This is a genomic window from Duganella flavida, from assembly GCF_009857445.1.
Lineage (GTDB): Bacteria > Pseudomonadota > Gammaproteobacteria > Burkholderiales > Burkholderiaceae_D > Rugamonas > Rugamonas flavida.
This window is the reverse complement of the sequence record NZ_WWCN01000019.1, coordinates 1-13,996: the sequence shown is the minus strand read 5'-3', so window position 1 is coordinate 13,996 and position 13,996 is coordinate 1. Positions and strand designations below refer to the sequence as shown.

Genomic DNA, 13,996 nt, shown 5'->3' with positions numbered 1-13,996 from the left:
TATACCCGTCAGGCCTGCGGCTCCAATTCATTACCCGCTTCGTCCAGCAGAGCGCATAGCTGCGGGTACTGGTGTAGCTGGATCATGTGCTCAATACGCGCCACCACCTGGCCCAGCTCCGCCGGCAAAGGCTCCAGCAGCAGCGTCACGCGCGACAGGTTCAACTCCTGTAAGGCGGTCTTCAATTCTTCACGCAGCGCCGGATCGAGGTGCTGCAGATCTTCACGCGCCAGCGGCGCCGGTACGGCGGGACGCGCGCCGTGATGGCGGCGCACAAACTGCAGGTCCAGCTGCTGCTCCAGCAACGCGTAAAGCTGCTCTTGCTCCACCGGCTTGCGCATGAATTCATCGGCGCCCGCATTCAGCGCTTCCTCGCGCTCCTCGGCGAAGGCGGACGCGGTCAGCATCACGATGCGCGGCTGCGGACCGTCTTTGTTAGTGCGGATCTGGCGCGTGGCGCTCAAGCCGTCCAGCGCCGGCATGCGCCAGTCCATGAAGACGAGATCCGGCTGCCAGACGTCGACCATCGCCAGCGCCTGTGCGCCGTCACCCACCACCGCCACATCGAAGCCCAGTGGTTTGAGCAGGCTTTCCAGCAGCGTGCAGCCGTCGGCGTTATCGTCGGCCACCAGGATGCGGCGGCGCTGCTGCGGTGCCAGCGGCGTGGCTTCTTCTTCACCGGCGGCAGGTGCTTCGTCGGTGACCTGCACCGCCACCGCGAACGAGAAGGTCGCGCCGGCGCCCAGCGCCGATTGCAGCACCAGCGTGCCGCCCATCAGCTGCACGAATTCGCGCGAGATGGTCAGGCCCAGGCCTGTGCCCTCTTTCGCTCCTGGCCCATCGGCCTGGATGAAAGGCTCGAAGATGCGCGCCTGGTCTTCTTCCGCGATGCCGGGACCGTTGTCAGTAACAGCGAAAGCCAGCTCGCAAGCGCCGTTACGTGAGGCGCCGCGCACGCGCAATGTCACCCTGCCCTGCGCCGTGAACTTGACTGCATTCGACATCAGGTTCAATAAAACCTGCCGCAGCTTGGTGCCGTCCACGCGCGCGCTGGCCGGCAGGCCGGCGCTGTCCAGCACCAGCTCCACGCCGGTCTGGCCGGCGCGCATGCTGACCATGTCCATCACTTCCTGCAGCATGTCGTTCAGGTTGACCACTTCCGTTTGCAGCACGGCGCGCCCGGCTTCAATCTTGGATAGTTCGAGAATGTCGTTAATCAGCGTAAGCAGGTGCTGGCCCGAGCGGTGGATGATGGCGAGATTGCGCTTCTCTTCCGGCAGCATGTTCTTGGAATCCGCCATCAGGCGCGAGAAGCCGATCACGGAATTCAGCGGCGTGCGCAGCTCGTGGCTCATATTGGCGAGGAAGGTGCTCTTGGCACGGTTGGCGCCCTGCGCCTGGCGCACCGCCACCGACAATGCATTCGTGCGTTCGGCCACCAGTTCTTCGAGGTGAATGCGATGGCGGCGCAGCTCCGCTTCCGCCGTGCGGCTGGCACTGACGTCGTAGTTCACGCCGACCATGCGCATCGGCTGGCCGTCGGCGTCGCGGAAGATCATGGCGTCGGCCTTGAGGTAATGCAGTGAGCCGTCCGGCCAGATCACGCGGAACTCGACGTCAAATTCCGCCGTGCCTTTGAGGGCCTGCTGCAACAGCATCACGGTAGGAATGGCGTCGTCCGGGTGCAGCCGCTCGCGCAGGTTGTCGACCGGCGACTGCACCGTGCCGCCGTCCAATCCGTGCAGGCGATACATCTGCTCATCCCACACCATTTCGTCGGTGACGATGTTCCAGTCCCAGATGCCGATGGCCGCCGCGCTGGACGCAATCTGCAAGCGCTCCTCACTGGCGTGCATGGCGACGTAGCGGCTTTCCATCAGACGCACCATCTCGCGGATGGAGGCGTTCAGTGTTTTCAGTTCGCCGGTGTACCAGTCGCGCGGTGGCGAGGCGCCGGAATTCTGGCCCGCTTTCACGCTGGCGGCGTAGCGTTCGATATTCGTCAGTGGCTTGAGGATCAGCTGCCAAAGCAGCAGGTAGAGCGACAGCACCAGCGTCACGTCCAGCACGAAAATCAGGCCGGCGATGGTGTACAGGCGCTGGCGCAGCTGCTCGATCAGCACCGCCGGCGAGGCGTACACGGTGATGGTGCCAATATTCTGGCCGCCTGCCACGATGGGCCGCTGCTCCGACAGCAGCACGGGATCGGATGGCAGCTGCTCGGACGGCACCAGCTGCTGTTGTTCGTTGCGGGTGAGGATGAAAGGACGGGTCGAAGCCACCGGCGCTACCGCGCTGGCGTACAAATCGCGGTTGCTCAAACCGCTCTTCATGATGGTGATGATTTGGGTTTCGTCGAAGTTCCAGGCCGGCAGCGCGACGGCGGCGGCCAGTTCGTCGGCGCTGTTGGCCAGCGTTTTATGCAGCTGTTCCCAGCGCTGCGCGCGTTCCACCTGGTAGAAGTACAGCGCAAACGTCGTCAGCACCAACGTCACCACAGCGGTCAACGTCACACTGACGAAAACGGCGATAGATACTCTTCCTAAACGGCGGGCAAGTCGGGCCAACATCGGAGACAACCATTCTTTGGGGTTAATCGTTTGCTGCTTCGACTTAGATCATAGGGTCAATCTAGCATGAAGTCCATGTATATTTGCGCTCAAGCAACATCCTTAGCGGTATGTAATTGATCCCATGCGTTGGCGGTGCTCAGGAACAGTTTGCCGTTTAGTTCTTGTAGCAACGTACTATTGCGTAGACGATCCATCACCGGCCCTTTCACCTCGGCGAAATGCAGGCCGATGTTGCGGCGTTTGGCGCTTTGGTTCAGCTCCGCCAGCGCCATCAGCGCCGTGGTGTCGATCGAGTTGACGGCCGACATCACCAGCACCAGGTGCCGCGCGCTCTGGTGCGTGGCCAGTTCGCACTCGATGCGCTGGCTCACCGCCTCCACATTGCCGAAGAACAGATTGGCGTCGATGCGCAGCACCAGCAGCTCCGGCTGGGTCTCGGCGGGATAGCGTTCAATATTACGGAAATGCTCAGTGCCGGCAATGCGTCCCAGCACCGCGATATGCGGACGGCTGGCGCGCCAGATCAAAGTACCCATCGACAGCGCTACGCCGATAATCACGCCCGCCTCCACGCCCAGCACCAGCACGCCGAGGCAGGTGGCGATCCAGGCCAGCGCGTCGCCGCGATCGTATTGCCAGGCGGTGTGCAGGATGCCCATCTCCAGCATGCCCAGCACCGCGACGATGATGGTGGCCGCCAGCACCGGCAGCGGCAGCAACGCCAGCCAGCCGGTTGGCGCCAGCAGCGCGCAGGCCAGCAGCACGGCAGTGATCAAACTGGCCAGCGGCGTGTTGGCGCCGGCCGCGAAGTTGACAGCGGAACGCGACAAGCTGCCCGTCACCGGGAAGCCGCCGGACAGCGCGCTGGCCACGTTGGCCGCGCCTAGGCCGATCAGTTCGTGATTGCTGACCAGCTTCTCATTGCGCTTCTGCGCCAGCGCCTGCGCGCCGGACATCGACATCAGGAATACGATGAAGCCGATCAGCAGGCCCGGTTGCAGCAAGGGACGCCAATGGGCGCTGGACGATGCGAGATTCAGATGTGGCAGGCCGGCGGGAATCGCGCCGGTAGTGCGTACGCCCATATCGGCCAGGCCGGTGGTCGCCATCAGCGCGATGCCGCCGAGGACCACAGCCATTGGCGCCAGCTTGGCGCCGATATCGGCGGCGACTAGCGGCAAGCCGCAAAGCTTCAGCAGCGACGCAAGATACTGGCGCGCCGCCACCAGCAGCACCAGCGAACCGACGCCCAGCGCGGCGCTCGGCAGATGCATATGCGGCAGCTCGGCGCCGAGCAGTGTGTGCAGCTGGTCAAAAGCGATCACGATGGCCGAGCCGACTGTAAAGCCGCTCATCACCGGACGCGAGAAGAAATTAGCAAGGAAGCCCATGCGCAGCAGGCCGCACAGCAGCAGCACCGCGCCCGACACCAGCGCCAGTTGCGCCGCCAGCACATTGGCCAGCGCGGAACCGGCCGGTGCCATCGGGCCGATCACAGCGGCGGTCATCAGCGAAATAATGGCCATCGGGCCGACGGATTGGGTCATGCTGCTGCCGAACAGCGCGTAGACGATAGGCGGCATGATGCTGGCGTAAATGCCTACCACCGGCGACAGCCCGGCCACAAGAGCGTAGGCCATGCCCTGCGGGATCATCATCATCGCCACCACCAGCCCGGCGCTGATATCGCCAGGCAGCTGGTCACGCCGGTAAAACTTCAACCATTGCAGCATTTTCAATCCACAAACACGAAATGCCGCCAGTTTACCCTAAATACGAATTCCGAATTAGCTAACTCGAAAATCTCATAAGGAATTAGCCGGGCAGCGAATCGCGCACGGCTTGCAGCACTTCCAGCGACAGCGCTTCGTTGTCTACGGCACGGGACAGGACGATGGCGCCGACCATGGCGGCGTAAGTTGCCAGCGCCTGTTTGCGTTTTTCGGCGTCATCGGCGCCGGGCATCAGTTGCTGGAGTACCGCCATTTGGCCGCTTGCGCCTTCGGTGACGGCATGGCGAGCTTTGGGGCCCAAACGGGCAATGTCTGCGCCTAGCGCGGTGACGGAGCAGCCCTTCTCCGGATGGTCGCGGTGCTGCACGGTTAAATAACCGTCGCCGATTTTATCCATTGCCGAGCTGCGGTCTTCGGCCAGATAGCCTTCCCAGCGCGCTACGGATTTTTTCAGCGCATGGGCAGCCGCTTCGGCCAACAAGTCTTCTTTCGATTCAAAGTGGCCGTAGAAACCACCGTGCGTCAGGCCTGCCCCCTTCATCAGGTCAGCCACGCCGATGCCGTCATAGCCTTTTTCGCGGAACAGCCGCGCTGCGGTTTCCACGATGCGCTCACGGTTGAGCGCTACTTGCTCCCTGCTGACTTTCATATTCGTCTCCTACATCAACCATGTTGACATTATATATTACGAGCGTAATATATCAAACATTATGATCGTCATTAAAAGGTATCCATCATGAAAGCAGTCATCAGAGCCTATGCACGTTCGCCCTTTCATTTCGCCCGCAAAGGCAAGCTGGCCGAAATCCGTCCCGACGATCTCGGGGCGCAAGTGGTGAAAGGTTTGATCCAGCGTACCGGCCTCGATCCGGCCCTGCTGGACGACGTGATCCTCGGCTGCGCCTACCCGGAGTCCTCGCAAGGGAATAACCTGGCGCGCATCGTCTCGCTGCTGGCCGGCTTTCCGCACGAAGTCAGCGCCATGACCATCAACCGCTTCTGCGGTTCGTCCATGTCCGCCGTCCACATCGCTGCCGCCAATATTGAGGCAGGTCTCGGCGAAGCTTATTTGTGCGTCGGCGTGGAGTCGATGACGATGGTGCCGCAGGGTGGCTTTAACTTCTCCCCTCACCCGCAGCTGCAAGCCAACACCGACGCCTACATCAGCATGGGCGACACCGCCGAAAACGTGGCCCGCAAATACGCGGTCTCGCGCGCCGACCAGGAACTGCTGGCGATGCAATCGCACCACAAAGCCGCCGCCGCGCGCGCCGCCGGTTTGCTGAAAGAGGAAATCATCCCCATCACCGATAACAACGGCGACCTGATCGCGGAAGACGGCTGCATCCGCCCTGGCACCACGCTGGAAGCGCTGGCGTCACTCAAGCCGGTGTTCGACCCGGAGCACGGCGTGGTCACCGCCGGCACTTCATCGCCGCTGACCGACGGCGCATCGGCCGTGCTGGTGACGACCGAGGACTTCGCCCGCAAGCACGGCCTGCAGCCGAGCGCCCGCATCGTCTCGATGGCGACAGTCGGCTGCGATCCAGCACTGATGGGCATCGGCCCGATTCCAGCCACGCAAAAAGCCCTCAGGCTGGCGGGCCTGAAGGCAGAAGATATCGATGTGGCGGAGATCAACGAAGCCTTCGCCTCGCAAGCACTGGCCTGCGTGCGCGAGCTGGGGATCAAGCCGGAGGTGCTGAATATTGACGGCGGTGGCATGGCCATCGGTCATCCGCTGGGCGCCACCGGCGCGCGTATCACCGGCAAGGCGGCAGCGCTGTTGAAGCGTACCGGCGGCCGCTACGCGCTGGCCGCCCAGTGCATCGGCGGCGGCCAGGGTATCGCTACCATTCTGGCGAAGATTTAAACCGTCGCCAGCTCGATACAGTTGCGGCCCGCGCGTTTGGCGCGGTGCAGTGCGGTGTCGAGACGATCCAGCACCGTGGCGCTGCCCTCATCCGCACCCACTTGCGTCACACCGAGGCTGATGCTGACGGACGCGCCAAAACCGGCGCCCGGCAGATCGGCTTCGGTAATCGCCGTGCGCAGTTTTTCGGCCAACCGCACGGCGTCGGCCGAGGTGGTGTGAGTGGCGACGATCAGGAACTCTTCGCCACGCATGCGCGCCAGCGTGTCCGAAGTACGCAGGCGGCCCAGCACCGTTTCGGCAATCTTGCGCAGGGCCGGGTCGCCAACAGCGGAACCGTATAAATCGTTTGCGGAACGGAAGCTACCGACATCGAAAGTCAGTACCGACAACGGCAGGCCGTAACGGCGCGCGCGGCGGATTTCGTTATCCAGATTGTCCTCGCCGGCGCGGCGGTTGGATGCGCCGGTCACCGAATCGATGGTGCTCATCTGCGACAACTGGCCAGACAGCGCATCGTTCTGGTGCTTCAATTCGCTCATGCCCAAGCCGAAGCTGACAAACTGCGCCAGGCTGGCGAAGCAGGCAAACTGCTCACGCGAGAAGGTAATGTGACGGTCGAACATCAGACAGATGGCGCCCATTTCCGGGCCGCCCGGTTCGGCGCGCAGCGGCAGCGACAGCACCATGCGCACATTGCGGTCGTGCAGCTGCATCGCCAGTTCCGGATCACCCGATTTTTCCGGCGCGTCCAGCAGCACCAGTTCACCGCGCGCAACGGCCATCAACGGCGGGAACACATCGCGCAGCGGCGATTGCAGCAGGCGGTCGCGCCGTTGCAGCAAACGGCCGATGTCGAGATGGTTGCGCGACTCCTGCGCCACCAGTTGCAAGTCGCCGCGCGATTTCATATGCAGCAGCGAAGTATGGCGCACGCCCGGGAAGTTACACAGCGCCAGGCAGATTTGCGCCGACATGGTGGCGATGTTATCGATGCCGCCCAGCGCGCGCTGCAGGCTACGCTGCACGGCCAGCAGGTCGCGCAGTTCTTTTTCCTTATCCAGCAATTCCTGCTGCATGGCAGCGGCCAGGTCGGTCGGCACTTTTAAGCCCTGCTTCACGGCTTCTTGCAGCTCGTCGCTGAGGATCGGGCAGATGCGGTAGTCGAAAGTGCCGTAAGCCATCAACTCCGGCAGCCAAGAGCTGTGCTCGTAGGCGCACAGCAGCAAGATCGGCGCGCCCGCTCGGCTGCGGATCAACGCGCCCACGCCGGCCAACTCGTTCAAATGGTCGAAACCGTTGAGGTCAAGGATCAGCAGATCGGTTTCGCGCTTGACCAGCGCGGCGCCGGTGGCGTCCACATTGTCGCAAAGCGACAGCTGGGAAAACATCTCTCCGCAGCAGGACTGGAACTCCGAGCGCCGCTCAGCGCTGGGATTAAAAAACACGCCCGTGCTATTCAGCCGGCTAATCGCGTCCGCCATGATGGTACTCTCCCGCCTCTGGTTCTAAATATTCTAATATGAAAAACACCCCTACTACTAGTGTGCCATAAAGTTCATAAATAGCAATATTTTTTGCATTAAAGATCAGTTTTTTCTCGCAGGGCGTGGTTTGCCTGCATATGTGCGGGAGCGTACCGTCATGCTAGCGGGTGGCGCCAATACTGATTGCTCACACCTTGGAGGGAGTTGAGCTATGGCCGCACGGGCGCTGTGGAAAGGGGCGATCAGCTTTGGGCTGGTCTACATCCCGGTCGAAATGTACACGGCCGTGCAGGAGCACGATCTTGATCTCACCATGCTTGACCGGCGCGATTTTTCGCCGGTCGGCTACAAGCGCTATAACAAGAGCACCGGCAAGGAGGTGACATGGGACGATATCGTCAAGGGCTATGAATACGAGACCGATGAATATGTGGTGTTGTCGGACGAAGACCTGAAGCGCGCCAACGTGGAAGCCACGCAGACGATCGACATCGCTGCCTTTGTGGAAGCGGCCGAGGTGCCGCTCACTTATTACGAAACGCCCTACTACCTCGCGCCAACACGCGGCGGCGCCAAAGTGTATGCGCTGCTGCGCGAGACGTTGCGCAAGGCTGGCAAGATCGGCATCGCCACGATAGTGATGCGCACCAAGCAGCACCTGTGTGCACTGGTCTGCGTCGAGGACAAGATTGTGCTGAACACGCTGCGCTATGCAACCGAGATTCGCGATGCGGAAGAACTCAAGCTGCCGCCCGCCACCGCCATCAGCGCCAAGGAATTGAAGATGGCGCTGTCGCTCGTGGAGGGCATGAGCGAAGAATGGAAACCGGAGCAGTACCACGACACCTATCGCGACGACGTACTGGCACTGGTCAAGAAAAAGATCAAGGCCGGCCAGACCAAGACCATCACCGCGCCCAGCGCCAAAGAGCGCGCGCCGAAATCGTCCAACGTGGTGGATCTGGTAGCGCTGCTGCAGGATAGCCTGGGTAAGCGGCCAGCAGCCAAGCCTGCGCCTAAGCGCCGCCGGGCTTGAATTTCATACGCTTCATGGCGGCCGCCAGGCCTTTGGCAGACTTGGCGTAGTCCTCCCAGGGCGCGTTACCGACGTCGAGCCGCTCATGAACATTGGTGACGCGCCATTCGTCGGCGCTGCGCAGGTTATCCAATTCGTCCCATGCCAGCGGCACTGAAATGCCGAGGCCAGGGCGCGTACGGGCGGACCATGCGGCGACGGTGGTAGCGCCGCGTCCATTGCGCAAATAGTCGATGAAGATTTTGCCGACGCGGTTACGCGGGCCGCTTTTCTGCACGAAGCGGTCCGGGATGGTCTGCGCCATGTGCGCGACGATGGCCTGCGAGAAGGCTTTCACATCATCCCAGCCGTAACCCGGCTTGATCGGCACCACCACGTGCAGGCCTTTGCCGCCGCTGGTTTTCAGGAATACCGGTAGTGCCAGTTCGGTGAGGAAGGCGCGCATCAGGTAGGGGGCTTCCTGCACTTGCAGCCACTCCACGCCTTCGCCGGGATCGAGATCGAAGTTCATGCGATTCGGCTTTTCGTAGCTGCTGCCGTTGGCGTTTTGCGTGTGCAGTTCGATGACGTTCATCTGCGCTGCGGATTGCAGCGCTTCTTTGGTAGGGACTTCCAGCATGGGCGGGTGGTCCGGATCCAGCGCCTGCTTGAATTGCTTCACGCCGGGCATGTTGGCAATGTCGGCATGCTTCTGGAAGAATAGCTCGCCGCCTACACCCTCCGGTGCACGCACCAGCGAGACTGGGCGTCCTTTTAAATGAGGCAGCATCAGATCGGCCACCAGTGCGTAGTAGCGTACTAGTTCAATTTTAGTGGCGCCGCTTTGCTTGTCGATGATGCGATCCGGATTGGTGATTTTCATGGCGGGGCTTTCGCGTTCGATGGCAGAAGCAGCTTTGTCCTTGCGCAGGCCGATGAACACGGCGTGGCGAATCGATCCGGAACGGGTCCACTCGCCAAAGCTGACTTCCGCCACCAGCTCAGGCTTGAGCCAGTGGGCTTTGCGCGCAATCTCGCGGCTGGCCGAAAATGGGCTGGTGTCGGCATGCAGCTTGCTCATCTTGGCAGTGAGGTCTTTCAGCGTAGCGGCATCAAAGCCGCTGCCGACGTTGCCGGCGTAGTGGAGTTTTCCGTGTTCGTCGTAAGTGCCAAGCAGCAGTGAGCCGAAGCCGCTGCGCGAGCCTTGTGGGTCGGTGTAGCCGCCGATGACGAACTCCTGGCGCTGGCCGCATTTGAGTTTGATCCAGGTGCCGCTGCGGCGGCCAGTGTAGAGCGAATCGCGGCGCTTGCCGATGATGCCTTCAAGGCCCATCTGGCAGGCAGCGGCGATCATGTCTTGCGGGTCGGCGGTGAGGGTAGCGCTGAAGCGGATGGTGTCGGAGCGGCGCTTGGTCAGCAGCTGTTTCAACGTCTCGCGGCGTTGTTCGAGCGGCGTGTCGCGCAGGTCGCGGCCGTTGTGGAATGGCAGGTCGAACAGGAAGTAGACGATATCGGCTGGGTGGTCTTCATCGAAGGCGTTTTGCAGGAGGCCGAAATCAGGACGGCCTTGCTCATCGTGGACAACGATTTCGCCGTCGTACCAGCCACTGGGGAGCTTGAGGCGTTTTAGCTCGGCGTGTAGCGGTTGCAGCTTGTGTGTCCAGTCGTTGCCATTGCGCGTGATAAGGCGAATGTTGTCGCCATCTATCCGCGCCAGCAGACGATAGCCGTCGAACTTCACCTCGAACAACCAGTCCTCCACCGATGTGGGCGGCGCGTCGACCAGCGTGGCAAGTTGCGGCGACAGACTCTCCGGCAGCACAGGGGCGCCGGGCATCGGCAGCGACTTCACGCTATCGGGCATTTCGTCGATCACACTGAACTCATTCGCCGGGCGGGCGTAGTCGTCGCTTTCTTTGATGAGCAGCCATGGCTCCTGCTTCTCGCCCTTACCACGCATGCGCACCAGCACCCAGCGGCCACGCATCTTGTGGCCATGGAGTTCGAACTTCAAATTGCCCGCCTTGAGCGCCTGGTGCGGATCATCAAGCGGCAACCATGTGCCCTTGTCCCAGATAATCACCTTGCCCGCACCGTACTGCTTGGGCGGTATCGTGCCTTCAAAGTCGTTGTACGAAATCGGATGATCTTCTACATGCACGGCCATGCGCTTGTCGTGCGTGTCGTAGCTCGGCCCTTTGGGCACGGCCCAACTTATCATCACGCCATCCAGCTCCAGCCGAAAGTCGTAGTGCAGGCGCGAGGCCCAATGCTTCTGGATCACAAACGCCAGCGTGCCGGCGCCCTCCTCGCCGCCCTCCGCCGGTTCCGGCGTGACAGTAAAGTTGCGCTTGGCCTTGTAAGTTGTGAGCGAGCCTTTCATCTGCACAGCCTACGTCCGGGCCAGCGGCTACACCGTGCGGTGACCAACATGTAAGCGTTTGTAAAGCCCGTCAACGAGACGATCCGAGGCCGCGTTTTCTGCTCAGAGACGCGGGAATTGTCCCGGGCCCGAAACCTGAATACCAAAGGATTGAATCATGACTAAAGTAATCGCTACCCTGATCGCCGGCCTGTTCGCTACCGCAGCATTCGCACAGACCCCAGCTCCTGCTACCCCAGCTACTCCTGCTGCCGCCAAAGCGGAAGCCAAGGAAACCAAAGCTGCGGTTAAAGCCGAAGCCAAAGAAACCAAGGCCGAGATCAAGGCAGAAGCCAAGACCGCCAAGGTAGAAGCCGATGCCAAGAAAGACGTCGCCGTCGCCAAGGCTGAAGAGAAATCCGACAAGGCCGACGCACACGCCAAGGCTAGCAAAACCAAAGCCAAGGCCCACGCCAAAGCTGAGAAAGCAGAAGCCGCAGCCGCTACCAAGTAAGCCCTGCCGCCAACGGCTGCCCCAACGCGGGCAGCCGTGCTGTCTTGTTGCTTTCGCAGGCTCCGTACCCCTGCACGCTTGAAACCAACAACCAATGTTTACGCCGTGTCTGTTACATTCAGCGGACACATCCTCTTCGTAAACAGGCAGCAGTTAATGACCATCAGAACATTGCTTTGCGTCTCCATTGGCGACGCGCATACCAGTGCGGAGCTGACGCGCTGCGTGCCTGACTGGCAGGTCAATGTTGCACTGAACCTGGCGGCTGCAGAGTATATGCTTCCCGCTTTACAAGTCACCATCGGTATCGTACTGCTCGATGGAAATACCGCGCAACTGCCTCAACTCGACGCCTTCCTGCGCAAGCATTGGGAGCTGCAGTGGATTGCTATCTGTCACCCGGACGCCTTGCTGGACGCGGCCTGCCGTCAGCTGGTACACGAGCATTGCCGCGACTTTCACACCTGGCCGATCGACGGCTTCCGGCTTGCCCATACATTGGGACATGCCCAGGGCGTGGCCGGACTGCGCCACGTCGCGCCGCGCCGGACCTTGTCGACGCGCATGCCGCTAGTCGGGCAAAGCAATGAAATTGCGCGTCTGCGTCAGCAAATCCTGCGCGTCGCCAGCGCCAGTGCACCGGTGCTGATCCGCGGCGAAAGCGGGACCGGCAAGGAACTGGTGGCGCGCGCTATCCACGACCATTCGCCACGGGCCGGCGGCCCCTTCGTTCCCATCAACTGCGCCGCCATCGCCCCCTCGCTACTGCAATCGGAATTGTTTGGCTATGAACGCGGCGCCTTCACGGGCGCAACACGCGAGAAGCAAGGCTTGCTGGAGTCGGCCGACGGCGGCTCGGTATTCCTTGATGAAATAGGCGACCTGCCATTCGAGCAGCAATCCGCCTTGCTGCGATTCTTGCAGGAGCGCTCCATTACACGGCTGGGCGCCACCCGCAGTATTCCGGTGGAGGCGCGCGTGATTGCTGCGACCCATGTCGATCTGGAAGCGGCGGTGGCGCGTGGCGCCTTCCGCGAAGATTTGTACTATCGCTTGAATGTGCTGGCACTGGAAGTACCGGCGCTGCGTGAACGCAAGGAAGACTTGGCGCCACTGGCCGAACACTTCTTCCACAAATACGCGGCTGAACGGGCGGCCAGGTTGCAGGGCTTCAGCCTGGCCGCGCAAGCGGCGCTGCGCGCCCACCACTGGCCAGGCAATGTGCGCGAACTGATCAATCGCATCCGGCGTGCCATGGTGATGTCCGAGGGACGCTTGATACAGCCGGGCGATCTGATGCTGACCGGACCGGTGCGCAACAACGGCAGCGAATGCCTGGGCGGCGCACGCATCCGCGCCGAACGTTACGCCATCGAGTCCAGCTTAAGCGACGGCAAGAGTGTCACATTAATTGCGCAAGAACTCGGCGTGTCGCGCATGACGCTGTACCGCCTCATGGCCAAGCACGGCATCCCCTCACCAGCCCGCAATCGCGGCAAATAAGGCACGCTGTCACAATCCTGTGACAACAGCGCTGCCGTAGCACCTCTCAAACCAGCCTGATCTGTCACTTTTCCGGGACGAGTGCCGCGCCCGCCAGCTCGTTCCCCGCCCTCACTGTCCGCATGCATCCTGCCTGTCGCAGGCGAATCCTTTTCAAATCATGGTGTTAGCCAGCACAACCAGCGACTGGCACTGTTATTGCGGTAGCACCCTTAGCCAGGCACAACCGCTGGCGTGAACCGCTAACCCGTACAACAAGGATCTACCATGAAAAAGAACATTATTGCGACCGCGCTGGCCATCGCATTCAGCGTTGCCGCCCACGCTCAAACCACGCCTACCCCAAGCAGCACCGTTGACCAGTCTGGCGGCGCCTCAGCCAATCAGAATGCCAGCGCAAGCCAGGACAACAGTACCAACCGCAACAACGACAGCAGCACCAATCGTAACAACGACAGCAGCAGCAACCGCAATAACGACAGCAGCACGAACCGGGACAATGACAACCGCAACAACAATAACGACAGCACCGGCGCTGCGCATGCCGCAGCAGCAGGCGCCGCAGCGGCCAACAACGGCGGCACCGCCACAGCCAACCTCAGCAACTCCTTCAACAGTTCATCGGCCACCGCCACCAGCGCGCTGACCGGCTCGGTCACCGGCAATGCCATCAACAACATCGGCAACATCGCCAGCAACAGCGGCAATGCAAATGGTGCGTCCGGCACCGGCGCCAGTGGCGGTAATGCCAGCGGTGGCAGCGCCAGCGCCAGCGGTGGCAGCGGCGCGGCGGCCCATGGCGGCAGTAGCGCCGCAGCAGGCAGCGGCGGCAGCGCCAGCAATGGCAGCGCCAGCAACGGCAATACCGCCGCGGGCAGCGCCAGCGGCGGTAGCGGCGGCACCGGCGGTTGGGCCAGTAACGCCAGCAGTGGCGCA

At 61.8% G+C, this 13,996-nt stretch carries 9 protein-coding genes and 1 pseudogene; 5 read left to right on the top strand and 5 right to left on the bottom strand.

Going from position 1 to position 13,996, the window contains the following annotated elements; genetic code table 11:
* Window positions 1-8 precede the first annotated feature (8 nt).
* The 3 genes from GTP46_RS24500 to GTP46_RS24490 all read right to left on the bottom strand — a co-directional run bounded on the left by GTP46_RS24500 (window position 9) and on the right by GTP46_RS24490 (window position 4,955).
* Window positions 9-2,513, bottom strand: coding sequence for a response regulator (locus tag GTP46_RS24500; RefSeq protein ID WP_371869748.1), 2,505 nt, complete (start codon window positions 2,511-2,513; stop codon window positions 9-11).
* 146 nt (window positions 2,514-2,659) lie between these two features.
* Window positions 2,660-4,306: a SulP family inorganic anion transporter gene (locus GTP46_RS24495; protein ID WP_161009250.1), complete on the bottom strand. Its 1,647-nt coding sequence runs from the start codon at window positions 4,304-4,306 to the stop codon at window positions 2,660-2,662.
* 82 nt (window positions 4,307-4,388) lie between these two features.
* Window positions 4,389-4,955, bottom strand: a complete 567-nt coding sequence (locus GTP46_RS24490) for a TetR/AcrR family transcriptional regulator (protein ID WP_161009249.1) — start codon at window positions 4,953-4,955, stop codon at window positions 4,389-4,391.
* 87 nt (window positions 4,956-5,042) lie between these two features.
* On the opposite strand from GTP46_RS24490, the gene GTP46_RS24485 reads away from it, so the two are divergent.
* A complete protein-coding gene (locus GTP46_RS24485) occupies window positions 5,043-6,179 on the top strand; it encodes a thiolase family protein (protein ID WP_161009248.1) in 1,137 nt (378 codons plus the stop codon).
* On the opposite strand, the gene GTP46_RS24480 is transcribed toward GTP46_RS24485, so the two are convergent.
* Window positions 6,176-7,663 carry a GGDEF domain-containing response regulator gene (locus tag GTP46_RS24480; RefSeq protein WP_161009247.1) on the bottom strand — a complete coding sequence of 496 codons (1,488 nt, stop codon included), beginning with the start codon at window positions 7,661-7,663 and terminating at the stop codon, window positions 6,176-6,178. The two genes, GTP46_RS24485 and GTP46_RS24480, sit on opposite strands and share 4 nt — an antisense overlap.
* 214 nt (window positions 7,664-7,877) lie before the next feature.
* Here GTP46_RS24480 and ku point away from each other — a divergent pair, with 214 nt between their 5' ends.
* Window positions 7,878-8,702, top strand: coding sequence for a non-homologous end joining protein Ku (ku, locus tag GTP46_RS24475; protein ID WP_161009246.1), 825 nt, complete (start codon window positions 7,878-7,880; stop codon window positions 8,700-8,702).
* Here the strand turns inward: ku and ligD are convergent.
* The gene (ligD, locus tag GTP46_RS24470) at window positions 8,683-11,064 is read right to left on the bottom strand and encodes a DNA ligase D (RefSeq protein ID WP_161009245.1); all 2,382 of its coding nucleotides are present in this window, start codon (window positions 11,062-11,064) and stop codon (window positions 8,683-8,685) included. The genes ku and ligD overlap by 20 nt on opposite strands.
* 157 nt (window positions 11,065-11,221) lie before the next feature.
* On the opposite strand from ligD, the gene GTP46_RS24465 reads away from it, so the two are divergent.
* From GTP46_RS24465 to GTP46_RS24455, 3 genes and pseudogenes are all read left to right on the top strand, one after another.
* Complete coding sequence (locus GTP46_RS24465; protein WP_161009244.1) at window positions 11,222-11,557, top strand: hypothetical protein; 336 nt, start codon at window positions 11,222-11,224, stop codon at window positions 11,555-11,557.
* 156 nt (window positions 11,558-11,713) lie between these two features.
* Window positions 11,714-13,060 (top strand): sigma-54 dependent transcriptional regulator, encoded by a 1,347-nt coding sequence (locus GTP46_RS24460; protein ID WP_161009243.1) that lies wholly within the window; start codon window positions 11,714-11,716, stop codon window positions 13,058-13,060.
* Window positions 13,061-13,327: 267 nt separating this feature from the next.
* Window positions 13,328-13,996: pseudogene (locus GTP46_RS24455) on the top strand (hypothetical protein); the annotation flags it as partial.

What these genes read in the sequence shown, in the direction of transcription:
- GTP46_RS24495 (WP_161009250.1), bottom strand. Translation starts at nt 4,306, where the DNA reads ATGCTGCAATGGTTGAAGTTTTACCGGCGTGACCAGCTGCCTGGCGAT.
- GTP46_RS24490 (WP_161009249.1), bottom strand. Translation starts at nt 4,955, where the DNA reads ATGAAAGTCAGCAGGGAGCAAGTAGCGCTCAACCGTGAGCGCATCGTG.
- GTP46_RS24485 (WP_161009248.1), top strand. Translation starts at nt 5,043, where the DNA reads ATGAAAGCAGTCATCAGAGCCTATGCACGTTCGCCCTTTCATTTCGCC.
- GTP46_RS24460 (WP_161009243.1), top strand. Translation starts at nt 11,714, where the DNA reads ATGACCATCAGAACATTGCTTTGCGTCTCCATTGGCGACGCGCATACC.
- ku (WP_161009246.1), top strand. Translation starts at nt 7,878, where the DNA reads ATGGCCGCACGGGCGCTGTGGAAAGGGGCGATCAGCTTTGGGCTGGTC.
- ligD (WP_161009245.1), bottom strand. Translation starts at nt 11,064, where the DNA reads ATGAAAGGCTCGCTCACAACTTACAAGGCCAAGCGCAACTTTACTGTC.
- GTP46_RS24480 (WP_161009247.1), bottom strand. Translation starts at nt 7,663, where the DNA reads ATGGCGGACGCGATTAGCCGGCTGAATAGCACGGGCGTGTTTTTTAAT.
- GTP46_RS24465 (WP_161009244.1), top strand. Translation starts at nt 11,222, where the DNA reads ATGACTAAAGTAATCGCTACCCTGATCGCCGGCCTGTTCGCTACCGCA.